This is a genomic window from Pseudomaricurvus sp. ABR4_320, from assembly GCF_056159445.1.
Map to the genome: position 1 here is coordinate 1 of NZ_JBSWVF010000018.1, position 24,562 is coordinate 24,562.

General features: G+C 49.3%; 19 protein-coding genes. 10 read left to right on the forward strand and 9 right to left on the reverse strand.

The genetic code is table 11. The features are described from left to right. The first annotated feature begins 86 nt into the window (after window positions 1-86). Window positions 87-470: a DUF3301 domain-containing protein gene (locus ACXAFR_RS23045; protein WP_475181476.1), complete on the forward strand. Its 384-nt coding sequence runs from the start codon at window positions 87-89 to the stop codon at window positions 468-470. A gap of 79 nt (window positions 471-549) precedes the next feature. Here ACXAFR_RS23045 and ACXAFR_RS23050 read toward each other — a convergent pair whose 3' ends face one another. Beyond that, window positions 550-1,092 carry a helix-turn-helix domain-containing protein gene (locus tag ACXAFR_RS23050; protein ID WP_475181477.1) on the reverse strand — a complete coding sequence of 181 codons (543 nt, stop codon included), beginning with the start codon at window positions 1,090-1,092 and terminating at the stop codon, window positions 550-552. Between the two features lie 137 nt (window positions 1,093-1,229). On the opposite strand from ACXAFR_RS23050, the gene ACXAFR_RS23055 reads away from it, so the two are divergent. Then, a complete protein-coding gene (locus ACXAFR_RS23055; RefSeq protein ID WP_475181479.1) occupies window positions 1,230-2,432 on the forward strand; it encodes a benzoate/H(+) symporter BenE family transporter in 1,203 nt (400 codons plus the stop codon). Window positions 2,433-2,618: 186 nt separating this feature from the next. Here the strand turns inward: ACXAFR_RS23055 and ACXAFR_RS23060 are convergent, their stop codons facing one another. Then, window positions 2,619-5,201 (reverse strand): TonB-dependent receptor plug domain-containing protein, encoded by a 2,583-nt coding sequence (locus ACXAFR_RS23060; protein WP_475181482.1) that lies wholly within the window; start codon window positions 5,199-5,201, stop codon window positions 2,619-2,621. A gap of 1,306 nt (window positions 5,202-6,507) precedes the next feature. Here ACXAFR_RS23060 and ACXAFR_RS23065 point away from each other — a divergent pair. Both ACXAFR_RS23065 and ACXAFR_RS23070 read left to right on the forward strand, forming a co-directional pair. After that, window positions 6,508-8,061, forward strand: a complete 1,554-nt coding sequence (locus ACXAFR_RS23065) for a flavin monoamine oxidase family protein (protein ID WP_475181484.1) — start codon at window positions 6,508-6,510, stop codon at window positions 8,059-8,061. A gap of 13 nt (window positions 8,062-8,074) precedes the next feature. Further along, window positions 8,075-9,217 carry a c-type cytochrome gene (locus ACXAFR_RS23070; RefSeq protein WP_475181487.1) on the forward strand — a complete coding sequence of 381 codons (1,143 nt, stop codon included), beginning with the start codon at window positions 8,075-8,077 and terminating at the stop codon, window positions 9,215-9,217. A 122-nt stretch (window positions 9,218-9,339) separates the two neighbouring features. Here ACXAFR_RS23070 and ACXAFR_RS23075 read toward each other — a convergent pair whose 3' ends face one another. From ACXAFR_RS23075 to ACXAFR_RS23085, 3 genes are all read right to left on the reverse strand, one after another. Further along, a complete protein-coding gene (locus ACXAFR_RS23075; protein ID WP_475181489.1) occupies window positions 9,340-9,729 on the reverse strand; it encodes a thiol-disulfide oxidoreductase DCC family protein in 390 nt (129 codons plus the stop codon). A 142-nt stretch (window positions 9,730-9,871) separates the two neighbouring features. Next, window positions 9,872-10,888, reverse strand: coding sequence for an alcohol dehydrogenase AdhP (adhP, locus tag ACXAFR_RS23080; RefSeq protein WP_475181492.1), 1,017 nt, complete (start codon window positions 10,886-10,888; stop codon window positions 9,872-9,874). 262 nt (window positions 10,889-11,150) lie between these two features. Then, window positions 11,151-12,794 carry a bifunctional AfsR/SARP family transcriptional regulator/alpha/beta hydrolase gene (locus tag ACXAFR_RS23085; protein ID WP_475181494.1) on the reverse strand — a complete coding sequence of 548 codons (1,644 nt, stop codon included), beginning with the start codon at window positions 12,792-12,794 and terminating at the stop codon, window positions 11,151-11,153. A gap of 418 nt (window positions 12,795-13,212) precedes the next feature. Between ACXAFR_RS23085 and ACXAFR_RS23090 the strand changes: the two genes are divergently transcribed. Both ACXAFR_RS23090 and ACXAFR_RS23095 read left to right on the forward strand, forming a co-directional pair. Continuing rightward, a complete protein-coding gene (locus ACXAFR_RS23090; protein ID WP_475181497.1) occupies window positions 13,213-13,479 on the forward strand; it encodes a hypothetical protein in 267 nt (88 codons plus the stop codon). A 160-nt stretch (window positions 13,480-13,639) separates the two neighbouring features. Next, window positions 13,640-15,805, forward strand: coding sequence for a TonB-dependent siderophore receptor (locus ACXAFR_RS23095; RefSeq protein WP_475181499.1), 2,166 nt, complete (start codon window positions 13,640-13,642; stop codon window positions 15,803-15,805). A gap of 93 nt (window positions 15,806-15,898) precedes the next feature. Here ACXAFR_RS23095 and ACXAFR_RS23100 read toward each other — a convergent pair whose 3' ends face one another. Next, window positions 15,899-16,573 (reverse strand): hypothetical protein, encoded by a 675-nt coding sequence (locus ACXAFR_RS23100; protein WP_475181500.1) that lies wholly within the window; start codon window positions 16,571-16,573, stop codon window positions 15,899-15,901. A gap of 329 nt (window positions 16,574-16,902) precedes the next feature. Between ACXAFR_RS23100 and ACXAFR_RS23105 the strand changes: the two genes are divergently transcribed. Beyond that, window positions 16,903-17,529, forward strand: coding sequence for a 2OG-Fe(II) oxygenase (locus tag ACXAFR_RS23105; RefSeq protein ID WP_475181503.1), 627 nt, complete (start codon window positions 16,903-16,905; stop codon window positions 17,527-17,529). Between the two features lie 5 nt (window positions 17,530-17,534). Here ACXAFR_RS23105 and ACXAFR_RS23110 read toward each other — a convergent pair whose 3' ends face one another. Continuing rightward, window positions 17,535-18,752, reverse strand: coding sequence for a methyltransferase (locus ACXAFR_RS23110; RefSeq protein ID WP_475181506.1), 1,218 nt, complete (start codon window positions 18,750-18,752; stop codon window positions 17,535-17,537). A gap of 86 nt (window positions 18,753-18,838) precedes the next feature. Then, entirely contained in the window at window positions 18,839-19,615 is a 777-nt protein-coding gene (locus ACXAFR_RS23115) for a hypothetical protein (protein WP_475181507.1), read from the reverse strand. 98 nt (window positions 19,616-19,713) lie between these two features. Here ACXAFR_RS23115 and ACXAFR_RS23120 point away from each other — a divergent pair, with 98 nt between their 5' ends. Then, window positions 19,714-20,157 carry an EF-hand domain-containing protein gene (locus tag ACXAFR_RS23120; RefSeq protein ID WP_475181510.1) on the forward strand — a complete coding sequence of 148 codons (444 nt, stop codon included), beginning with the start codon at window positions 19,714-19,716 and terminating at the stop codon, window positions 20,155-20,157. A 74-nt stretch (window positions 20,158-20,231) separates the two neighbouring features. On the opposite strand, the gene ACXAFR_RS23125 is transcribed toward ACXAFR_RS23120, so the two are convergent. After that, a complete protein-coding gene (locus ACXAFR_RS23125) occupies window positions 20,232-22,298 on the reverse strand; it encodes a hypothetical protein (RefSeq protein ID WP_475181511.1) in 2,067 nt (688 codons plus the stop codon). Window positions 22,299-22,649: 351 nt separating this feature from the next. On the opposite strand from ACXAFR_RS23125, the gene ACXAFR_RS23130 reads away from it, so the two are divergent. Both ACXAFR_RS23130 and ACXAFR_RS23135 read left to right on the forward strand, forming a co-directional pair. Further along, window positions 22,650-23,573, forward strand: coding sequence for a peptidyl-prolyl cis-trans isomerase (locus tag ACXAFR_RS23130; protein ID WP_475181512.1), 924 nt, complete (start codon window positions 22,650-22,652; stop codon window positions 23,571-23,573). Then, the gene (locus ACXAFR_RS23135; RefSeq protein WP_475181514.1) at window positions 23,573-24,562 is read left to right on the forward strand and encodes a HupE/UreJ family protein; all 990 of its coding nucleotides are present in this window, start codon (window positions 23,573-23,575) and stop codon (window positions 24,560-24,562) included. The genes ACXAFR_RS23130 and ACXAFR_RS23135 overlap by 1 nt, the downstream gene beginning before the upstream one ends.

A 24,562-nucleotide genomic window follows, 5' to 3' on the forward strand; every position in this document is an offset into this window, starting at 1 on the left:
CTCTTATAAACAGTAGCAAGCGCAATATTTGACGCCTTTCTTATTCTTTCGGAATAATTGAAATCTTAAAGAGCCTCACACTAGAGTTGCTCCCTTCCTCAATTTACTTAACAATCTGCACGCAGCTCCCCGATAAGAAGAGGTTTTCCACCATCTACACGCTCGCTCAAGTCATTCTGTTTTTCATTTTCGCCTTTGTCGCCTGGACGCTGTGGCAAAACGTCGGCGCGCGGGAAAGAGCCATGGAACTGGCAAAGCAACGCTGCGAGAGCCTACAGGTTCAACTGCTGGACGAGACAGTCTCGTTGATCAAAATGCGGCCAAAGCGCCATACCCGGGGCTACCTAAGCTGGCAGAGAGTGTATGAATTTGAATTTACGGTAACGGGGGATCGCCGCTATCTCGGGGAATTGTCATTGGTTGGTAACCAGCCCACCTCGATCCAATTACAACCCCACAGAGTTCAATAGTCGATCTCTCGGACCATCATAAATTCACATTTTTTCTTGATCGGCTTAACACAAGATATTCTTGCTAGACACGATCTGCCTACATCGGATAGTGGATTAAGTCGTGGAAGCGCACGACTCGCTTGCTCTGATTTCGGTAGGCGTGCGGCTGGTCTGCTGGAAATCGCATAGCGGCGCCGGCTGTTAGCTTATGCCATTTGCCATCGACAAAAAGTTCTAATTCACCCTCGATCACGACGACATGCTCAACCACACCTGTCGCATGGGGCGTGGATTCGCTGATGCCCTTGGGAGCAAGCTCAATCGAATACATCTCAAAACCTAACGCAGGATCGAACGCAAATAACGTCTGGATCGCCATACCAACACTGTCACTGTGTTGAACTGCCGCTATCGGCAAAGATTCACTGCAGGTTGGCAATAGAAAGTGCGACAGCGGCGCCTGCAATCCACTGGCAATTTTCCACAGAGTGGCAACCGTCGGCGTTGACTCGCCCCGCTCGATTTGACCAAGCATGGCTTTACTCACTCCCGTCATCTGAGCGGTTTTATCCAGACTAAGCCTTCGCTCGCCACGGATTCGCTTTAAGTGCCGACCAATCGACACCATGCTTTCTGTCATTCTGGCGAGCACTCCTCAGCCAATTGAATGTTGCACGAAATAGTAATGAACACACGCGTGCGTCATAACGCACATTGCTGTTTTTTGCATTGTACGTTATAACGCACAATACCACCCCCTATCTTGACTGGTCTACCATGACATCTTCACCTCCCTTCTGGAAAACACTCAGCGCCTCTCACCTATCCGCAGGCTTCGTTGCGGTACTGGTCGGCTATACCAGTTCAGCGGTGATTGTCTTTCAGGCAGCTGCCGCCGCAGGTGCGACGCCAGCTCAAATCGGAGGTTGGTTGGCCGCCCTGGGTTTGGCCATGGGTGTGACAACCATCGGCTTATCACTGCGTTACCGCCAGCCCATTCTCACCGCCTGGTCTACACCGGGAGCAGCCCTGCTCGCTGTCAGCCTGCCCGGTGTTTCGCTCAACGAAGCCATCGGCGTGTTTATGTTTTGCTCCCTGCTGATCGTTATCTGTGGCGTGACCGGCTGGTTTGCCCGCCTGATGCAGCTGATTCCGCAATCGCTCGCCTCAGCGATGCTGGCCGGCGTTCTGCTTCGATTCGGCCTGGAGGCATTTGCAGGCCTGGAAAAGGATCTCGCACTGGTACTGTCGATGCTGATGACCTACCTGCTCACCAAGCGCTGGCTGCCTCGCTATACCATTTTGTTGGTGCTGATCGTCGGCCTAACAATAGCAGTAAGCAGCGGCCAAACGCATTTTACGAACACTCAATGGTCTGTCACGGTTCCCGCACCGATTTGGCCGAGCTTTTCTATAGCCAGCCTCATCGGCGTAGGATTGCCCTTGTTTGTAGTCACCATGGCATCGCAAAATGCACCCGGAGTGGCGACGCTTAGGGCCGCCGGTTACAAGGCCCCGATTTCCCCATTGATGATATGGACCGGGCTCGTCGCACTCATATTGGCTCCCTTTGGCGCTTTTACCGTTTGCATTGCTGCGATTACCGCTGCGATTTGTATGGGCTCAGATGTCCATCCAGACCCAGCGAAACGATATCCCGCCGCCATTTGTGCAGGTGGATTTTATTTGATCGCAGGCTTTTTCGGCGGATCAATCGGCACCTTGTTTGATGCCTTGCCCCCAGCATTGGTCATCGGTATCGCTGGCCTCGCCCTACTTCCTACCATCGGCACCAGTTTACATAAAGCACTGGAAACCACGAGCGAAAGAGAAGCCGCGCTCATCACCTTTCTCATTACAGGCTCGGGCGTCACACTGTTCAGTATTGGCGCCGCATTTTGGGGCCTGGTAGCAGGACTGCTCGCGTTGACGATTACAGGACACTGGCATGAGAAAGCGCCTGCGAGAGTATCCAATTAATGGAAGTGAAGTCACCCAGTAAAGCAACAGTAATACCAGATTGATATACAGATACCTGAAAACAAGCGCAGGTGATTGAAGCTTTTGGGGAGAGAGTTCTGAACGCAAAAAAACGTGGGGAAGGAAATAAGAAGGGTATAAAAAAGCAGGCTCTTGCGAGCCTGCACAATGCGTAAAACGATTTGCTTAGAAGTTGTAGTTCAACCCTAAGTAATAATAGCCACCCTGCCAGTCGACATCCAAATCAGAGAGGTAAAGTGCACCACAGCACTCATCACCGAGTTCGTCTTTGTCAGGATATTCGTCAAAAATATTGCGACCACCGATTTTCGCAGAAAGGGAATCTGTGAAGCGGTAAGTAGCTTCCAAGTCGAAAGTCACAGTTGGATCATATTTTTGCTTTTCCAGTACCTCGACAGTTTCTCCATTAATTTCAACATCTGTTAAATTACCGTTTTCGAAAGCACCCCAGATATTGGCACGTGCAGTTACCGAAACAGGTCCAAAATCATGGACTGCGGTAATGATTCCGCGCCAATCCGGACTCATGTTTTCAAAATCGAAGGCATCCTCGTCGTCCAAAATTCCAGTAACATCAGAATCCAACTCAGACTTGTTGTAGTTCAATGATGCCGTCACTAAGGTTTCAGAATCGTTAGGCCAAGTCACAGGATAAGTAGCAACCAAATCCATCCCGGTGGTGATGGAATCGAAAGCGTTAGCAAAATAGAAGACACCGCCGATAGATTCAGCACCCACGACCCCTGCGTTTACCAGAGCAAGATAATTGGCGTAGTCATCACCCGATGTAGGATCTGATGAAACATCCAATGTAGAAACCGCATAGGTTCGATCTTCGATAGCAATACGATAGAAGTCCAACGTCATGCTGAGTTTGTCAAACTCCATGGAGAGACCCAAGGAGTAGTTTGTTGAAGTTTCTGGCGCAAGATCCTCAGCTCCCAAAGCTTGCGCAACAGCACTGGACGCTGGAAAAAGGCCAGTTGCGACCGGAAGACCATTAGGCAAACGTGTTGAAACGTTGGTGGTACCTTGTTGACCAGGAGTCGGAGCACGGAAACCGGTACCAATAGAACCTCGAAGATTCAGGCTATCGGTCAAAGTATATTTAAATGCAGCCTTACCAACTAGCTCATCGCCGAAATCTGAGTAATCTTCATAGCGAGCAGCAAATTGTAAGAACAAGTCATCTGTGATGTCGGTACTAAAATCAACGTAAGCGCCGTAAGAGTCCCGCGAGTATTCACCGGAATATTCAGGAGAATAGCCAGGGAAACCGTTGGAGCCAACACCGACAACAGTGTAGACAGGATCATCAGGATTCGCACAGTCCAAGGTCGAGCCATTGGCGATGACAGCGAGTCCGGCAGCGGTCGCAGTTGTGCCACTACAGAAACCGTATGGATCCGAAACCGAGTAATCACCCGCTTCATAGGAAGCAGCATCACCTTGAGTCAGCTCATAGGTTTCTTCCATATAGCTAACACCGTAGGCAAAGAGCACTGGGTTAGCCAGACCAAAGTCTAGATCCTGGGAGAAATCCGCCTGGATTTGAATCTCTTCGTTGCTCAGATCTCCCGGCTTAAAGGAAGTTGGAGAATCAGCGCCCATAGATGGGTTAATGGTATTTTTCAAGGTGTAAGAAATTTCGTTGTAGCCGTAACGTCCACTCACATCCCAAAAGATGCTACCGCCAATATCCCCTTTCAATCCAGCCAAGAAAGAATAATCCGTAATCTCTCCGAAGAAACGTGGTGTAAAACCACCAGGAAATTTCTCTAGAGGAGAATAAATAGAACCATCTTCTTCTCGCAGATCTTCGATAGTTCCGTTGCCAGGATAACGATAGTAGAAGCCCCCATCTGCCTCACTCTCGGAATAGTTACCGTAGGAGTAAAACTCGAGGGAATCAGAAATCTGATAACCACTGTTGTAGAACAAGCGAACCGCTTCGCTGTTAGGCTGACCCCATGGCTGTACGTGGTCACTTTCTAAAGAGGCGCTGCCAACAGCAGCCAAATAGGTTGGGTCGGTCTGATCTTCAACACACCACCAGTCTTCACAATACTGTTCTGAACGATCAGTAAAATCAGCCTTAGAATATTCACCAGACAAACTGAAAAAGCCATTGTCACCCATCGGGAAACCGATATTACCAGTAACCGTCGTTTGAAAACCGTCGCCCTCAACGTACTCGCCGGTATTGATAGAGAGGCTGCCGCCTTCAGAATTATCTTTAAGGATAAAGTTAATTACGCCAGCAATCGCATCGGAACCGTACTGGGCCGCAGCACCGTCACGTAAAACTTCTACATTTTTAAGGGCTGAACTTGGAATAGTTGAAACATCTGGGCCTTGAGTTCCTGAACCGCCAATTTCAACCAAGGCCGCACGATGACGACGTTTAGAATTCACCAGAACCAATGTTTTATCGGTGGGCATTCCCCGCAGCTCAGCTGTACGGATAAAAGTACCACCATCAGAAATGGGTGCGCGACCGACATTATAAGAAGGAACAAGCGTCTTCAATACGTCGTTGGTGTCTGTAAAGGAGACGGCTTCAATAGCGTCTGCATTAAAAACATCGACCGGAACAGGGGAATCTGAAACTGTTCTGGGCTGCCCACGAGTACCCGTTACGACCACTTCATCCATTTCCATAACAGGCTCTTCTTCCTGTGCCCAAGCGCCAGGACAGGCGCTTAAGAGCACAGATACAGAGCAGAATGTTTTTAAACTGTTTTTCATGCTGACTTCCTCAAATTAGCACAGATACTTCTCAAACTGCTTTTCATGGTGGCTCTATTAAGTAGAGTCTTTAATGTGTATCACTCACCACTGAAACTCGGCTCGAATGATTTATGATAAGCGAGCAGTCGACAGCAACTTACATGCCACAAAAAAATAAGTACTTTTTGCTCAAGAAAAGAGTACATATTTGCCGAACGAAAACTGATTCCCAATGATTTATAAAATAATTTGAGGCATCCTCTGATGCTGGACGACAATGCAAATTAGAGCTGCGCACAAAAATGCACCACGCCACAACCTAAAACTCTAAAATGGTGCAACTTGGAAATCCATAACACTTAAAACGCACCACAACTGAAACGCCATGCTTTCGACAGTAAACGTTCACAGCTAAATTAAAAAAAGCGTTGTGGTAATAAATAGACAAAAGGCGCTGCAAAAAAGGAACTAGACAGGACAATGTTAAAACGAAATACAGCGAGTGGCGTCGTGACGGTCATTTAGGGCGCTTGAAAAGCAACCACAAAAAATAGACTAAAGTAGGAGGCAATTTAAACGACTAGCAACTTGAATCTTGACAAAAAAATAGTTAGATGCTGTTAATTTCATTTAAAAATGCGCATGGAATTGCAAGCATTTGCAGTTCTGCTAGAACCAAGCAGTGCGCCGATACCGAGGGCAATCAAGACCTTAAACGACTCAGACGAAGTTGCAGCCAACCAACTCAAATATTTTTTCCGATATTGGATATTTGCTTTTTATCAAACGAAAGCCATTCGTTTATTAACAAGAAATAGATTCACTACGGCAATAAATTCAGTGCAGTTATAGTCCCAAATTACAGCCAGCAATATCGGGCCGCACCATTTTTTAACACCCGCACCAAAAATATTTATTGATTGGATCAATCACCCCAACCAAAACCTGACCAATCCTGAAAATAAGTATAGTTTTTAATCTTCGGCGAGCGTATAACAACTGGGTTTAGATCACCAGGCTCAAAAAAATATTCACTTAGGGCGCATTTTCGAGCAACCACCAAAATCATGAACCTCAATGGTGCAAATTCTTTTGCTCGTTAATAATCGTTCTCGATAACGTAGCCTCAAAAAATTACTTTAAAAAAATCGTTTTTTTAAACGGCTCGGCCATCCTTAAACAGGTTAAATGTAGGCTGGCCCCCAAACCAGAGACCCAATGTGACGCCAATCGGGTTGTTGGCGTAGGAATTGCTTTCGGCCAAGCGCCTGGAACTCATAATCAGTTTCACACGAAGATAATCATTCAGTTGAGGGAGATGTTAATGTCCGGCCTTTCGCGCAGACAGTTCCTAGACATAATAGCCGCCACGGGTGGCGCAGCTGCCATGTATGCCTCTAGTAGAGCATTGGGTTTAGTCGCAGACACCGGTGACCCAAAGACTATAAACTTGCGTCCAGCAGGGGATGGCAAGAACAAGGTCGTTATTTTAGGTGGAGGCCTGGCTGGCCTAAGTGTTGCCTATCACTTACAACAAGCCGGCTATCAGTGCACGATATTGGAAGCCTCTCACCGGGTTGGAGGAAGAAACCTAACCCTGCGTCACGGCGATTTAATCGACGAACTAGGCAACCCCAACATCTGCCAGTTTGACGATGAGCCCAACCTGTATTTCAACGCCGGTCCTGCACGTATCCCCGGACACCATCGCCGCCTGTTGACTTACTGCAAGAAGTTTTCAGTTCCCTTACACATCAAGGCCAACAGCAATCGCCTTGCCTATATCTATGACAGCAAGCACTTTGGTGGCAAGCCGGTACGCATTGGTGAGTACATCACAGATAGCCGTGGCTTTATGGCAGAGTTAGTCAATAAAGCTATCAATAAAGACGCCTACTCAGAAGAATTTTCCAAAGAAGACTTGGAAAAGCTCATCGCGTTCAGCAGCTTTTATGGCGACCTAAACGAAGGTAAGTATGTTGGATCTGAGCGCGCAGGTTCTAAAAAGGACCGTATGCTTGAGCATATCCTGGTCAAAGACCCTCTCAAGTTTAAAGATATCATGCAAAGCCAGGTCGGCATGATCGCAGCGCTGACTCCTGAAGATTACGATTGGGATTCACCGTTGATGGAGCCCATCGGCGGCATGGACCAAGTGGTCGAAGGCTTTAAACGCAATGTTGATGCGAAGATTATCTTACACGCCCAGGTTGCATCTATTGCACTGAACGATGATGGCGTCGATATCCAGTACAGCAATAAAGGCAAAATGGAATCCATCAAAGCCGACTACTGCTTTAACAACATTCCGGCCCACTTCCTCCCAGGCATTGATAACAACTTCTCTGCTCCGTATATGAAAGCGCTCGAAAGTTTGCAGCGCGGCAACCTCTATAAAATCGCTTTCCAAATGAAGACTCGCTTCTGGGAAGACGACGATATTTATGGCGGTATCAGCTTCACCGACCAGTCTGCCGGACAACTCTGGTATCCCTCCCACGATATCTACGCCAAGAAAGGTGTCATGTTGGGAGCCTACTCGTGGGATGACGCAACCAACGAACGGGTTGCGCAAATGAGCCTGCAAGAACGTGCCGACGAAGCTGCTCGCTGCGGCGAACTGATCCACCCCGGTTACACCAGCAACATTGAAGCTTTCGCCAGTGTTCCCTGGACACGCATGAATCACATGATGGGCTGCGGCTCTCATATGCCAGAAGACGTCTGGGATGGGAACTTTGCCACTTTGCAGGCTGCAGAGGGTCGTCACTTTATGATCGGCGATCAGATCAGTCACCATCCTGGCTGGCAGGAAGGCGCCTTCGCCTCTGCGGAACACGCTTTAGGTGTGTTCAATGACATGGTGCTAAAGGCTTAACAGGAGGCCCCCAATGAAGTTTGCAAGAATCTCAAAATTCCTGGTTTTGTCTGGTTTCATCTCCCTGACCGCCAGCGCAGCAGAAGTTAATACCAACATTAAAGATGTTGAATACTGTACCGTTTGTCACGGCACCAACTTGAAAGGCAATCCCAGCACCGGAGCACCACGTTTGAGTGGCTTGAATCCCTGGTATGCGAAGCGCCAGCTGGAAAACTTTCAAAAAGGACTGCGTGGTTACGAAACCAGCGATATCAGTGGTAACGAGATGCGCGGTGCGGTGGAACATCTATCACCGGAACTGGTTAAAGATGCCCTGGAGCTGATTGCCAATAGTGAATCAGAAGTACGCTCAACCTATAGCGCAGATCTCTCGGCGGCAGGTAAAGATGTCTATACCCCTTGCGCTGCCTGTCACGGTGAGGACGGCAAAGGTAATGAGCAACTGGGCGCTCCCTCGTTGCTGGTTCAAAGTGACTGGTATCTTGCACGCCAACTCGCGTATTATCGCGATGGTAAACGTGGTGCCAAGGGTGCAGATATTTACGCCGCATCCATGAAAGCGGCAGCGCAATCCCTCACCGACGAACAAATTGACCAAGTCGTTGCCTACATATCTCAAATACAACTCGCAAGTGCAACAGAAGGAAAAGAACCTATGAAAAAAGTGTTGGCGTCGCTCGCCGTAGCAACCGTTGCGGCACAAGCCTCTGCAGAAGTCATCCGCCACCCTCTTCCCAATAACAGCACCTTCCCTATTGCTAGAGCCGTTGAAGTAAGCCCTGATACTCAGTTGATCTACCACAGTGGCCAGGTTCCTTCAGCAGAAAATGAAGAAGCGGAAGAAGGCAGCAGAGAATATTATGGTGACACCGAAACCCAAGCGATGAGTGTCTTTAAGAAGTTTGAATCATCCTTTAAAGACCTGGGTGTAGATTTTGGCGACGTCGTCAAGATGACCGTCTTTATGGTTGGCGATCCAGAGATGGATGGTGAGATGGATTTCGACGGTTTCATGAGAGCCTATACCAAATATTTCGGCACCAAAGAACAGCCTAATCTACCGGCACGTTCTGCCATCCAGATTGCTGGTTTGGCTGGAGGCCCAGGAATGCTGATCGAAATCGAAATGGTCATTGCCAAGCCGCAGGAATAACCCTTTAAAGAGAGAGTGAACCAGCTGGTTCACTCTCAATAGCGATTCCTAAACCTCAGACACAACCAAGCACTTTTGAGATAAGATCGTCACAACAAACAGCTTTTCGCCACAGGTTACGATCACTTTTTCGTACAGACACCATCGGAGCACAGACGCGCTTTGCCCGTCAGTAACTTGGACAGTCCGTAACGGTGATTCGCAAAACGCCGATAACAGAAATCTGCAACAGGTTTGATGACTGGCCAACGCAACAATCGATACCGCGTAACGCCAACCTGCGCCCAAGCCTCAGCCGTCACATCAAGCCCCAACAACAATTGCCCATTATCATCCAAGGCATGCAGAACCCGATTAGCCTCTGCTACATTAATCGCTGGGAAACGCTCAGAAAAGTCGTCTTGCCATATATCCTCAAGACATAAGTGATGGTTAACGTCTCTTGCTTTGAGCGCCGTCATCTCAATGTCACAGAGCGGACATTGACTGTCATAGAAAATGGTTAAGGCCAATGGACACCTCGATCAAATCCAGATAATTCGCCGTGGTTAAAATACGTACAACCACGCTTTTTGGATTGACCGATTGCAAGTCTTCCGCCCACAGCGGAAGCTCGCATGTCAAATAGCCTGAACGGAATTGACTAGGTCTGGATCAACCAATTTCCATTACGATCCGACCTGTGATCTCGCCCTTTTCCATATCGGCAAAAATCTCGTTGATGTCTTCTAACTTTTTGGTTGCGATGGTCGCTTTCACTTTGCCATCGGCGGCGAACTGCAGACACTCTTTCAGGTCCTTACGCGTGCCAACAATAGAACCAATAATTTTTACGCCATTCAAGACAGTATCAAAGATTGGGATAGGCATTTCTTCCGGAGGCAGTCCAACCAAGACACATGCGCCACCACGGCGAATGGATTTGTAGGCCTCCGCAAAGGCTGGCTTGGAAACCGCTGTGCATACGACACCGTGTACACCGCCGTTGGTGAGCTCAGCAATTTTTGCAGAAGGAGACACTTTAGTGAAATCGATGCAATGACGCGCCCCCAATTCTTTGGCCAGCGCCATTTTTGCATCCCCACCATCGACAGCGATAACGTTCATCCCCATAGCGACAGCATACTGCACAGCCAAATGGCCCAAACCACCAACACCGATAACGGCAACCCATTGACCGGGCTTTACATCCGTCACTTTCAGCGCTTTATAGGTCGTGACACCGGCGCAAAAGAGCGGCGCAGCCTCAACATAATTGAGCTCTTCCGGGATTTTGACCACATAATCACCGTGTGCCAAACAGTATTCTGCATAGCCTCCATCTACGGAATAACCCGCATTATGCTGATCAAGGCACAGGGTTTCCCGACCTTCCAAACAGTAATCACACTGACCGCACGCGCTGTAAAGCCATGGCACACCCACCCGGTCACCCACGCTCAAATGCGACACCTCACTGCCCACTTCTACGACTTCCCCCACGCCTTCGTGACCGGGAATCAGTGGCATTTTCGGCTGGACCGGCCAGTCTCCATGACAGGCATGCAGGTCGGTGTGGCAAACACCGCAGGCGTGAATCTTCACTAAAATATCTTTCGCTTTTACCTCAGGACGAGGCACGTCTTTAATTTCGAGGGCGCTTTTAAAAGAATTAACGACAGCAGCTTTCATAGCAGTTTCCAATGGTCAATGTTTTTATAAAGTCGTGCACATAAGTTATTACAACGGGATACTTGAAAAAGTTTCCGCCGAAAACTCAGCAATAGGACTCATTTTTATGCTACGAAAGTAGGCAATCATCCCAATGAAACGGATCATTTTTAATAGAAAATGCAGTGCCCTATCAATGCAACAGCCTGAAACCCAGCCACAGCAAGGCATAGCGACATCATGCTGCCGAACAGACAAAGACTTCCAGCAAAATAGTAATTACCTATCGAAGACCTTGAGCGATATAGGGGGAACTCCGCAAGCTATAACGCGTAATTGATGGATTTTCCATCAAAAACTGATTGACGGAATGAACAAACACCTCCGACGCGGGCTCGTCACCGAGGAGTAAATGTCCATCACTTTCTAACCCGATAAATTCTGCGCCATTTATGGACGCAGCGAGCTTGCGCCCGATATCAACAGGAACACGCTGATCCCCCTGAGAGTGCATAACCAAAGTTGGAACCGAAACTTCCGCGAGCCGTTCACGTACGTCGATATCCGCAAACACATTCATAAATCGAACAGCATTTTCAGGTGACGTCGTCAACCGCTGAAATTCATTAAACCATGCCAACACATCTGGGCTCGCACTGGGCATAAACGTTGATGAAAAAATTTGTCGATATGCCGGATTGTCCTGCCCCCACCCAGATGCCGTTAACGTCATAATCGCCTCTCGCTCCCGAGCCAAACTTTCATCGGCGAGATGACGCCAGCCTGTTGCGTAACCACCAAACAATATCAAGTGCGTGACCCGCTCCGGGTGACGCACGGCATATTCAATAGAGACGGAAGCCCCCTGGGAAATCCCCATCAAGGCAAAACGTTCTAAACCGGCAGCGTCGACAACGGCTTCAAGATCTTCGACGAAGGACTGAAATGAGATATCACTAATATCCCAATCGGATAACCCATTCCCTCGCTCGTCATAGCGAATGAAGTGATGGTTTTTTGCGAGCTCGCGATAAAGCGGACTCCAAATCGGTGCCTCCCAATCGTGCTCCAAATGCGACAGCCAGTTGGCGGCCTTTACGATAGGCATCCCCTTGCCGACAGAGGCGTACGCTAAATGCACGCCATCTGATGACGTGCAAAACTGGATTTTCTGGCGAGATAAGAGTTCTCGACCATCCATCTTTTTACGCTGGGGCTTATCATCCTCGCCGATCGGCGTTCGCGCATCCGGAGACCAGTCAATGCCTGCATTGCGAAAACGGGAAACATAATTCACGGTCAACTGTGAGACGTCGAGGGTACGCCCCAGGCGCTCCAGATGAGTGATCAGTTGAGTTGCAATCTTAGGATTGAAAGGCTCCAGCTCACTCCACGACTGCAAATAAGGCAGCTGCTCGTCCAGCGACAAATCTGAGTGCGACGCCAAGCGTTGAAAAACCTTGCCTCGCAATCGATCCATGGCCAGTCGCTCCGCCTCCAGCCACTGTTGATAAGCATCCTGACTGGGTAGATCCAACCCAGCCAGCAGAGGCTCGCTAAATCCGGATGCGAGTTTTATCAGCTCGTCGACAGTCACACCGGGGAACTCGATCCGTTGTGCCAGCCTACTGACGTCAATATCGACATCTGTCGTGAGCAGAGAAACTCGTTCGCGATCTGCACACAATCGCTGGCACTCGTCATCATTCACCAGCGGGCGAATTTTTGTCAGCGACCATCGAAGAGCCGCGCGTGGATCGTCGGGAATTTCCCAAAAGATTTCGCACAACCGGTCTCTCCGGTGAGGACGGCCAGTGAGCGCTAGAAACGCCAGCAGAGCCCGTGTTCTCTTCGAAGCGGGCAGCTTAACCGGTTCACCATCACGACGAACGGAAAATTCACCTAATGTGGTTATGCAAATGTCCATAGCAACAATTCTGTCGTCGCAAAGCGTGAATAGTTAAATTTCCGCAAGCGGAGCGCTCACGGATATTATGACGATATCTCAACACAAGAACTCGCGCCGGGGCCCAGTGATACCGTAACCATGCGAACGGTGCCAACCGCAGACGACGTAGACGCCATTGAGAACATTATATAATGGTAGTGTTAGTGGCCTGACGAAACAATGTAATATCACCTTGACTCCCAGCAAAAAATCATTATGTGGGCAAGGGCGCTGCGCATTTGTCAGTTATTTCCTCATGGGTATGAATTTCAACGAAAGACCTCGCAAATACAACGCATTCCGCAACGCTTTCTACCTCGGGTTCTCTCTAAGCTCTCGGTGAGCATCAACGCTCATACCTTTTAGTAACGTGACGATTTCAAAACAAGAGAACCACATGAACACAAAATGCACAGCCGTTTTTATTGCTAGTCTACTGGCAACCGCCAACGTGATGGCAGAACCCGCTTTCAAAAAGCACCTATCCTTTCACCAGGATAAGACCACCGTCAAAACACCTCGTGAAACTCCTCGCGCAGTATTTTCCCCCGCTATGTCGAAATACCCGTTCTACCGGACGATCACCAATGGCGGCAACAGCAAAAGCGTTTTTGCGGACAAACCTAAAGCTTATAGGCCAGACCGGAAAGATCGTAACGTATGAGCTCTCCCGTCAATACAGCCAACCCCAATCGCCACCCCATACAGCCATCCCGACAAGGAGGTTTTTTCCCAGCACCCCTGTAAAGTTAATGATAATAGTTAGTATTTACGCTACCTTACGCATACGATTTTTGTCACACCAATCATCTTGGAGACCCCTTGTGAAGTTTAAGATAGCCACCCTTTCTGCAGCGGTATTGCTGGCGACCAAAGCTCAATACGGCCTGGCACAGGAAGCGGCCACGACAATCCAGCCCTCGGATAATGAGAAAAATGACACCATCGAAGAAGTTCTGGTTGTCGGGAAATACACGGTAGAGCAACGCCTCAACACCGCGACGGGACTTGGCTTGTCGTTACAAGAGACACCTCAATCTGTCTCTATGCTGACCTTTGAGCGCATGCAGGACCAAAACATTACCACCATCCTGGATGCGGTAAACAACTCCGTCGGGGTTTCTACCGAAGAAGTCGACAACGTCCGTAACAATTTCTCCGCGCGCGGCTTTACCATAGACAGCTATCAGATCGACGGTGTCCCGACTTCTTGGAGCCTCGGAGGTGATTCCGGTGAGACTGTCGCCGACACTGCGATCTATGAGCGCATCGAAATCGTCCGTGGCGCCACAGGCCTTTTGACCGGCGTGGGCGACCCCTCTGCATCGATTAACCTCGTCCGCAAACACGCCGACAGTCGCGAGTTGGACGGCTTCGTCGATGTCGCTGCTGGCCGTTGGGATCAGCGCCGTCTGACTGCCGACGTCTCCTCAGGTTTAAATGAGAGTGGCAGCATCCGCGGTCGTGTCGTTGGTCGCTATGCAACCGGCGACTCTCAGGTTGATTACTATGAAGACGACAAGACGATCTTTTACGGCGTACTAGAATCCGACATCACCGACAATACCCTGCTGCGCGTGGGTGCCAGTTATCAACACAATGATCCCAAAGGCACCATTTGGGGAGCGCTGCCAACGTTTTTCTCTGACGGAACAAGGACTGACTGGGACGAATCAAAAACCACAGCCATGGATTGGAACCGTTGGGAAACAACCAATACCAATTATTTCGCGACGATAAATCACAGTTTTGGCGACGGCTGGGAAGTAACGGCAAACTACAACAAGCTGATGTACGAAACGGACACGAAATTACTCTACCTTAGCGGCTCTTTGGACAGAGAAACCGGCGAGGGTTTGGGAGCACAGAGATATCGCAGCAATGGCGAGTCCGAGCAAGACAGTCTCGATATCCAACTGAAAGGCAGCTATGAACTCTTTGATCGTAGCCATGAATTAGTGGTTGGTGCCCTCTACAGCAAACAATCTGCAGAGACCTTTACTCAAGACCCAATTGGCGGCGACATGAGTGGCGGTTACGACAGTGTACCGGCCGGCAATTTTTACGAATGGGGCAGCCTGGAAGAACCCTCATGGGTTGACGAGAAGGTCCAAACTCAAGACATCGAAACCGAACAACGAGGCTACTATGTCGCTACGCGTATTGCTGCCACCGATAGACTTAAGTTTATCGTCGGTGGTCGGTTGCGTACCGGTTTCGACTGGAGCGGCACCGTCGATTATGGCAACCGTGATGAATTCATCCCCTATGCTGGGGCGCTTTACGACCTTACCGAAAATCACCGTGTTTATGCCAGCTATACTGAGATATTCAAACCTCAGAATAACCGGGATGCCAACGGGAATTTCCTTGATCCGGAAGTCGGTGAGAGCACAGAAATTGGTCTGAAGAGCCGCTTTCTGGACGACCGCCTGCACACGACCATCGCCCTGTTTGATATTCAGCAAGACAACCTCGCTCAGACAGACACGGACTTTGTTGGAACCCCCAATCAAATGTCCGCTTATATCGCCGCAGAAGGAGCGGAGAGCAAAGGCTTTGAAATTGAGGTTGTAGGACAGCCCATCGACGGCTGGAATATCAGTGCGGGTTACTCCCAGTTTAATATCGAAGATGCCGACGGCAGCGACCTGAACACGGACCTCCCGACAAAGACGTTCAAGCTGTTTACATCCTACGAATTTGATGGAACGCTTTCTGGGTTAATGATTGGTGGCGGGGCCAATTGGCAAAACGAAACCTATTCCTCAGGAACCAATCCAGCAGGTATCGCAGATCGCTTTACGCAAGACGCTTACACCTTGGTCAATGCGATGGTTCGCTACGATCTGACTGACGCATTGAGTCTTCAGTTTAACGCGTCCAATCTGACTGACGAGACCTACTACACCCAAGTCGGCCAGTTCAGCACCTTTCGCTACGGAACACCGCGAAACTATACGCTTGCTGTGAATTATCGTTTTAATTAATCACTCACAAAAAAAAGCCACATGCCGATGAAGCGGCATGTGGCTTTTCTGTGAACCGCCGGAATAAATTCTATCCAGCGAAGCGGTTTTCCATTAATGATTCTGTACTTTGCGCTCGCGGAATACGGCCATCAACGCAAGCAGGAGTCCTCCAGCCAGTCCCATAGAACTTGTGCTAATCTCTGGAGCACTGTGAACGTTAATTGACCGCACTAATGCCAGAGCGGAACGCCCCTCACCTACCAGTGGGTCCGGAGACTGATCACGAGCTGGACCAAAGCTACTGGAATTCGGCCAAATATAACCATCGGTGCCGATCCCACCAAACGTCATACCCGCGTGCCCCCAACCGTAACCTGTGTCATAAAGAGCATAAGATTCCGCGTAGGCATATGGATAATCATAATAGGGAAGGTCGAGCTCGGAATAGGTGTACCCGAACACTTCGGTAAACAGATAGGCCTGGCCTTCAAAATCACTCATCAGCTGACTGATTTCTGACGTGGTTGCCAGACGGAAATCCGGGTACTCCTCTGTCATAACATAAGAGGCTTCAATACCACCAAAGTGCATATTCGCCATTGCACCCCAGTTAATCCATTCGAGCCCCTGACCAGTAACCACTGCATCGTCACGCACATAACCGGCATAGGAGGCCGAGCCCGTGCAGTACAAAGAGCCGTTATCGCAAACATTGTAGATATCGATAGCCGCCTGAGAAGAGGCCGCGGCAGACAGTAACGAGAGAGCCAAAAGAGTTTTACGCATGATTCATCCTTGTCATCGAGGTTGCGCGCAGTGTAAACAATTGATCGTTTTATGCATTAGTCATTTTTTGACCAGATGGCGCAATTTTTGTAATTTTTCCTGGCAATAGTACTTTATTAGTAATAAAAATTATCACAAAGGCACATCGCTTAACCAGCCGCAACCGTGTGTTACAGGGCACGACTTGGCGGGCAAATCCTTGACTCACGAAAACCTCATACCAATGTCTTAAGGGCACCTTAACAATGCCTTCCTATCATTGCGTTATGATACATATGCTAAATACCGATAAAATCTAACATTCGATAAAATTAATACGGAAATAAACAGTGAACTTATTGGACTTTCCTGCACTCAAGGCCGCAACGGTTAAACATGATCCATACACCTACTTCGCACTGGAAAACAGTATTTGCGAAGAGCAGATTGAGCAGGTCATGGCAGACTTTCCAGACATTCGCAGTGGCGGAAGTTTTAATCAAGATGATGTTCAATATGGTCCGGCTTTTGGGAAGCTCATCGCCTCTTTAAATTCTGACAACTTTCGACAACTGATGGGTGATAAATTTTCCGTCGATGTCATGAAGGCTCCCATGATGACGACGCTGCGAGGATATTCCCGCGCGAAAGATGGACGCATTCACACCGACTCAAAAACCAAACTGCTAACCATATTGATTTATTTAAATCCAGCTTGGCCCCACGCTGACGGACGCCTACGGATTTTACGTGACGGTAAAAACATGGAGAACTTCGCCGAAGAAATCGTTCCCGGACCAGGAACCCTACTCGCCTTTAAAGTGCAGGATAACGGCTGGCACGGTTATCCCAGCTTTGAAGGACAGCGGCGCTCAGTGCAAATTAATTTCCTCACCAGCGAACGGGCAAAAGGTAAACACCGCTTTTTTCATCGTCTCAGCGCGCGACTGAAACGGCACAAAACAGCGGAAACCTGAACAGGCTAGCGCATCGCAATCAGCTGAAGATTTCGCGGGGTTAAGTCACGATCGCAAAATGTCTGCAGACGCACCTCGCAACCGGCGTCTTGCAGAAATAAAGCGAGATCTAATACCAACCATAACTCAATTCCTCGACGAAAGACCTGCCCCGCCAACTGCAATCGAGACACTCTGTGGTAGGCGGCTCGCCCAAGCGTCAGATAGGGTTTCAGGTCGATGGATTTCGGCAGGTGAACCCCAGTTCGATCTGCAAGCTCCCGTATGATTGCGTCTTCGCCTTTGGATAACCATGAATAGGGTAACGAAGGCGTCGATAGGTAAGTATCAACGCCTCTCAACTCTCGCTGTAACACATCAAATGCCAAACGAATGCACTTCATTTCATCAACTTGCCGCTGTACACGCGCCGAAGATGTGACTGTCTCCTGAACGGCAAGGCGTACCTGTTGGGGCGAGAGCCCCAAGTCGTGATGTTTCGCCAGAGAGGACAAAGGTTGATAAGCCTCTGCCAACCAAAGGTGATAGCAACAGGGAGACACCGTCAACAGCAGACTGTCGCTTTCTGCCCACTGACGAATCAAGGTTCGATGCAGATCGCCGCAGGCATGCAAAGCGACAACCTGCTCATCGGCTGCAAACGCAACGTCTTGTTGCAACACATCACAACAGTCATAGCGAACCTCAGACAAGTGATCCTTTGCCAAAGCGAAACCTTGCTCACAAAGCGAGTAATCCCGCTCTACCGCCCTCAATGCCGATTGGCTCACCCAGGCTAACGCCCGTCCCAGGTGAGACTTGCCAGCACACCAATCAACCCAGGTCGTCGGAACAAAGGCTGAATCAGGTAAGGCATGAATAAAGCGCTTGGCTTGCTGCCATTTGCGTCCCGGAATATGGGTTTGAAAATGGGATGAAAACTCAAATTGCGCAGACACATTAGGCGCAGCCACGGGTAATGCCAGCAAAGCATCTAACTCACCAAGCCCCAAAACACGCTCAGCCATCCAATCGAGCAGCCGGTCCGGCTCTCGACCGAGCCTAAACACGTCGGCATCACTCAAGGCCAAAAGGTCACGAGCAAGCTCAGGGGATTGCTCAAGCCAGTCTGGGTGTCGATCAGTGAAAGGTGTTGCCTGCCAAAAATGTGAAAAACACGACAGTAACGACGTTAGCGCCACAAAACGCTCGTCTAATGTCAGATGTCTATGCGAAGGTGTCATCACGTTACCGAAATCGAGACCAAAATATCTCAGTGTAAGAAGATGACGAATTCTACCCTGTAGGATTTCACGCTTTCAAAGATGTGTTAACGAAGACCGCTCACACCTTCTTGTCCGGGACGGATCAGAAACAAGGTGACACTGGCTCTAACATGGTCACCGGCGGCCGCCTTTACCGTCGAAATCATATGCGGATTGCCGGTTCTCATGATCACCAGCCGATTGGGCTTCGGCATAACATAGTAGCCCATCCCCATTTCCATCAACGCGTTATTAATCTCTTCACTATCCAGATGACCAGATATTTGCGTCGGCCCCTTACCCATCACGTCTTGAGGTGCGCGCATAGAGGGACCATGGCTGGGAGGAATCTTCAAGGCGTCGGGATGTGCAACAAAAAGCTCACCGCCCCACTGAACATTCCATTCAGGGTGCGCATAGTAAGTCACGCTACCGGTAACGACCGAGGGGGTATCTCGGTGCCAGTACAGCGAACTGTGGCGTTCATACAGCCTCGGAGCCATGGCGATGGTTCGCCAATCGCGCCCCTGACATCCGACAAGGCGTTGGTAGTGTTCTTCACTGGCGGCAAAGGCATCCGCCAAAAGATCCAAAGCCGTTCCGGTTGGATGAGCAAAGGCGCCTTCATGCGCCTCGGCAATCTCGTTCGCCAATACCCCGTAATAAACATCCGGTCCGCGAAAGACACGGCCATCATCAAGCCGCCAAGCCCCATGAAGCCCCCGACTGTCATTTGGGAAAAACGGCGCCACCTGAAACCAATACCACAATTGCTTGGCGTGCTCCTCAGGCAAAAAGTCATCGATCACCATAAACTGCTCACAGCGAAAGGATACGCGCATGCGACACACTCCTGTTTAAATCTTTCGTGACGCCACAGAACTGCAACAGTGTGACGCTAGCCTAGTAAGCGACTCTATTGCACAGAGATTTCTGAAATATGAAGCCGACAATTCTCAACGCTATTTTTCTTATCTCAGCGCCATTGATGGCGGTTAATGCTTACAGTGGTGACCTCAACCAATCAACCTCTTCGCAAGATACGCACGCGGCGGCGGCACAGCTCGTAAAGCCGTTTTTTATTGAGCTTGATTGTGAACATTTGGGCTATGTGCAGCCCGGAGAAGCACTCGATCACTTCTACACGATTTTTAATCGTCTTGATAAAGATCAATCACGTTCTATTGAAAAAGAAGAGCTCTTTGCCGCCAAGGAATTCAGTGACAACCATCTGAGCGATGTTACCTTTGAACTCGCGGATAAAAACCATGACGGTTCTATCAGCGTGCTGGAGTTTCGAGCTCACCTTAAACGCGCAGTAGAAACTCTGGATACGGACAATAATGGAGAGGTATTTCCGGCAGATCTTGTCGCCGCACAATAAATATTCTCCATAAGAAAGGCCCCATCGCTGGGGCCTTAGCTTGACACAACACCTAAGCAACGGTTGTCAAAGCGTTAGCTTTCGCTCTTGCTACCTTTGTTACTCGCCTGATGCGTCTTCTTGTGACCTTTAATTTCGATAAAGATCGGATTTGTAGTAAACGATAAATTCGCCCAAGCCTCAACATCTGCTGTTAATACACCTTCAATGTGTGGCGGGCAGGCAGGATCGGTACAAGCGATATTATCGTTCAGTTTATCCATGAGTGGATTACCGTACATGTCACGGACATTCGGTGTACCCGCAGGGATATTAGTACCACGCGCACGAACATACATGTCATTGTTCGCCTTGAAGCTATACCCAGCGAATATAGGATTGTTACCCTGCCATTTCTTTTTATGTCCGTCGCCATTGTATTCGTAGCTGGGCTCAAACGTCACAGTTTTTGCGATCTTAGTCGTCGCAGGGGCCATTGGCTGGAAGTAGTCGTCGTCTTTCGGGGTTAACAGGCATTTCACCGTACCTGTGATGATATCCACATGACGCAAAGACGGTTGATTGATGGGTTCCTCAATACCAACCTGCAACAGTGACGGATTGTTAAAGAAATACGGACTGTTGTTTTCACCCTTAGGGTCCTGAGCTTTCAGCTTCACATAGACCATTGCCCCTTTACGTACTTCAAGGGTCTCACCCATAGTTGCACAACGCCCTTCTGAGCAGGCTTCAAAGGTGAAGTGGCTGTTGATCAACTGACCTTGTACCGAAAAAGAATTACCACTGCGCAAGCTGTCGACGATGTTGCGGGCTGGATCGCTGTCATAGTCATCGATATAGGTGAAAATCTGTTGAAATTCACCTGGCCAAAAGTCGTTGTCGGTTTCAAAGTCCAGGGGGCCGAAGCTTCCGCGAGAGTGCCAGTCAGACGAGGCGAAGTACCAGAAGTGACGACCTTCAGACAACATCGCGTCCCACATAGTACGAACGCCGGGACGACAAACCGTAACCTGAGCGGGATCTTGATCGTCATCCACTTCTTCGTACTTACCACCAATGATAAAATCTTCCTGAGTTAAGGGAGAGCCATCAAAATCCATACCTGGTTTTGCCGCTTCTGCCGCCGCATAGCAGCCAACCCCACCATAGGTATAAAGCCCTGAAGAAGGACGGCCAGCGTTGTAGCTACCACGCTCATAATTTGCCTGGTGACCTGGCTCTGATTCAAAACCAAAAGCAACATCCGGAGCAATAGTATTCCAATCGCGGAAGTGCTCCACGTTATAACCTTCGTTGCTGTCTTCGATGAAAGCACCCTGGCGCTCAACGTGAGAGCCAACTGAAAAGCTATCGCCGGGGAAATTTTCCTGCATCCAAAGAACAGCAGCCGTAGATTTCACATGATCGCCATCGTCTTCAATATTGACGCCACCAACCAGTGTGCTGTTATAGTCGGCGATGCCCTCTTCCGGGCGACCCTTAAACAGCTTTTTCAATTTCTCATTGCTCGCTTCTGAAAGCTCGCAAGTCCAGCCCTGACCGCCACCTTGTGAGGTATCGTCAGAGTTTCGGGCAAAGCAATATTCGAATTGAGCAATTGCATCGGAGTTTGGTGCTTCCAGGTATTGACCGGTAGCGATTGAGTTTGAAGAATGCTCATGCCCTGGAACTACCCATTCGAGTCCAAGAAACGCTTCTTTATCTTCGTTACCGGGAAGCTCACGAGCGGTGACGATGCTTGGTAGGTTATATTCCTGCAGTGACTGCCAGCGCCACATCCGCTCAACTGTGCCACCGTTCAAGCTGGATTCAACATAATCGCCTTTGATCATATCTGAATCAGTGCCAGGCCCATTACCGACGGTGTTAGCCCAAAGTCCACCGTTGAACGCACTGTCTCGGTTCAAGCCGACAAAGTCGGATATCCGACAATCACGCTCACCAGAACCTGAGTGCCCTACGTGAATAAACCAGTCCAGATACGAGAGAGATTTTTCCGTCAGAACCTCAACGTTGGTCGATCCATCCGAACAGGTCGTGTGGTTATGAAAGTCGCCCGACAGGTACTCACCCGCCGCCGCACTTCCAGATACTGCCGCCACTGCCGCAGCCAGCGCAGTGGACATAACATTTGGTTTCATAGTTGCTATTCCCTATGGCTTTTGTATGACATAAATCGTCTAGTCCCCTGCTGGCAAATCAATGAATGAATCAAGCCAGCAAATTACGCAAATGCGCGCCATACAGAAAACCAAAAAACCGTGAAACGCCGATGACCTTTGTATTAAGTAAATATGTTTACTTTTTGTAATTTTTATTTCAATTTATTGACATTTAAATTTGCACGCCAAAAACGGCAGCCAACGATTCTAATGTAGTTAAGACTCCCGCTCGATTCGTCACTTTTATGTCATATAATTTTTGTAAGTTAGCGGACCACAGTGACAATATGCGCTCTGTCAAACAACCTCTGCTACAGATGTCTCCGCTTCATGAATGGTCGACTACGAAAAATAGTACAAGAGCCTCTTGTTCAATTCCTTCTCATCGGAGCCATCGTATTTGGTATCGATCGTCTGCTGTTTTTACAAAAAGATGACCCAAGACTCATCATTGTCGACGAGGGACAACTATCACGATTGATCGACATCTTTCGTGAAGGCCAGGGACGCCTTCCCGAAGAACAAGAAATTGAAAACCTTATCGTTAAATGGAGCCAAAACGAGATATTTTATCGTGAGGCTGTCGCCATGGGTTTGGATCAAGGCGATGATATGATGCGCAGTCGCTTGATCTTAAAAATGCGCAACATCATCTTTAATCGCGTTATAGAAGAGCCCGCGACAGAGGATTCCCTACAGCAATGGTTCGAACTCAACCGCGCCTCTTATGACCTGCCAGCACGCTACTCGGTTGAATATACCTCTTTGGATGAGGCCACCACGAAGTCTGAAGCCATCGCGGCCCTGACCGTGTCAAATTACCCTTTGCTCGATTCAGAATCGACACAAATACGCCGCTATCAACGCCGCAGTAAAGACAATTTAATTCGCATGTTTGGTCAAGATGCCGGAGCCAGCCTATTCACAGCGACGCCTGGTCAATGGGTTGCCTTTCAGCGCGGGGATCAATGGCTGGGCGCCCGTATCACGGAGACTTTTGATGCTGTGCCAGCAGACTACCAAGCGGTCAGATCCCAGGTTGCGCGAGACTACAAGCGCGCAGCAAGTGGTTTGCAGGTCAGTGAAATGGCCGAGGATATCGCCCGCAAGTATCACGTGGATATCCAGCTCTCAACCGATGACGTCACCGAAATACTGGCAGCCAGTAACCACGCTGAAGACGATGAGACCCTGACTGCTCGCAGCCGGACACTGAAAGCCAGAGCCGGGGTTGCACAGACGGGGGGAGATTGATGTTTATCTCAGACACGCTGCAGAGCGGGTTTTACCGCCCTGTTTTTGCCTGTATCTTTCTTCTTTTATTGACCCTTAGTCAGGGCGCTGTCGCACACGACACCCCTGTCGCTCTACTGACCATCAATGAAGGCAGCAACCAGGATTACTGGCTGGAATGGACTTATTATTCGTCTCGCTCCGACACCCCTCCCGGCGTAGAGTGGCCTGAGAACTGCCAAGAAGACTACCCACGCTTAGTATGTACCGGCGATGGTTTGTTGGGCGAAGTCGTGATGCCGGAGATTGGCGAGAAGTACTCTGCGGCCGTCGTTCAGATCCGATACCGTAATCAACCCACACACAGCTACACATTGACTGGCGGCAATCCTCGCATGGTGATTACCGCCGACGGCAAAATACCCTGGCAGAAAATCGCGGCGTCTTATATTCCACTGGGTATTGAACATATCATGCTTGGCATTGACCATTTGCTATTTGTCATAGGACTGATGCTGCTGGTTGCGAACCTACGCTCGCTGTTTGCCACCATAACGTCGTTCACACTGGCTCACAGTATTACACTGGCAGCGGCGACGTTAGGTTGGGTCGGCGTGCCTGAAAAAACCGTCAATGCCACCATTGCGCTCAGCATCGTTATTCTTGCCGTCGAGATTATAAAATACCGTCGCGGAGAGCCCTGCCTCAGCGCGCGCATTCCCTGGGCCATCGCCTTCGGATTCGGTTTACTGCACGGCTTTGGCTTTGCGGGCGCCATGAATGACATCGGTCTTCCCGCAGAGGCGCTTCCGGCGGCCCTACTCTTTTTCAATGTCGGCGTGGAAATCGGACAGATTGGTTTCGTTCTGACGTTACTAGGGCTGTATAAGGCCCACCAGATTTTGGAATTCCAAGCCCCTCGCTGGAGCAGTCAGATTGGTATTTATGGCATGGGCTCTATTGCCAGCTACTGGTTTATTTCACGCTTATTTATGTTAGTCAGCCCTTGA

Coding starts and splice junctions, on each gene's coding strand:
- ACXAFR_RS23050 (WP_475181477.1), bottom strand. CDS start 1,092: ATGACAGAAAGCATGGTGTCGATTGGTCGGCACTTAAAGCGAATCCGT.
- ACXAFR_RS23055 (WP_475181479.1), top strand. CDS start 1,230: ATGACATCTTCACCTCCCTTCTGGAAAACACTCAGCGCCTCTCACCTA.
- ACXAFR_RS23060 (WP_475181482.1), bottom strand. CDS start 5,201: ATGAAAAACAGTTTAAAAACATTCTGCTCTGTATCTGTGCTCTTAAGC.
- ACXAFR_RS23065 (WP_475181484.1), top strand. CDS start 6,508: ATGTCCGGCCTTTCGCGCAGACAGTTCCTAGACATAATAGCCGCCACG.
- ACXAFR_RS23070 (WP_475181487.1), top strand. CDS start 8,075: ATGAAGTTTGCAAGAATCTCAAAATTCCTGGTTTTGTCTGGTTTCATC.
- adhP (WP_475181492.1), bottom strand. CDS start 10,888: ATGAAAGCTGCTGTCGTTAATTCTTTTAAAAGCGCCCTCGAAATTAAA.
- ACXAFR_RS23085 (WP_475181494.1), bottom strand. CDS start 12,794: ATGGACATTTGCATAACCACATTAGGTGAATTTTCCGTTCGTCGTGAT.
- ACXAFR_RS23090 (WP_475181497.1), top strand. CDS start 13,213: ATGAACACAAAATGCACAGCCGTTTTTATTGCTAGTCTACTGGCAACC.
- ACXAFR_RS23100 (WP_475181500.1), bottom strand. CDS start 16,573: ATGCGTAAAACTCTTTTGGCTCTCTCGTTACTGTCTGCCGCGGCCTCT.
- ACXAFR_RS23110 (WP_475181506.1), bottom strand. CDS start 18,752: ATGACACCTTCGCATAGACATCTGACATTAGACGAGCGTTTTGTGGCG.
- ACXAFR_RS23115 (WP_475181507.1), bottom strand. CDS start 19,615: ATGCGCGTATCCTTTCGCTGTGAGCAGTTTATGGTGATCGATGACTTT.
- ACXAFR_RS23120 (WP_475181510.1), top strand. CDS start 19,714: ATGAAGCCGACAATTCTCAACGCTATTTTTCTTATCTCAGCGCCATTG.
- ACXAFR_RS23125 (WP_475181511.1), bottom strand. CDS start 22,298: ATGAAACCAAATGTTATGTCCACTGCGCTGGCTGCGGCAGTGGCGGCA.
- ACXAFR_RS23130 (WP_475181512.1), top strand. CDS start 22,650: ATGAATGGTCGACTACGAAAAATAGTACAAGAGCCTCTTGTTCAATTC.
- ACXAFR_RS23135 (WP_475181514.1), top strand. CDS start 23,573: ATGTTTATCTCAGACACGCTGCAGAGCGGGTTTTACCGCCCTGTTTTT.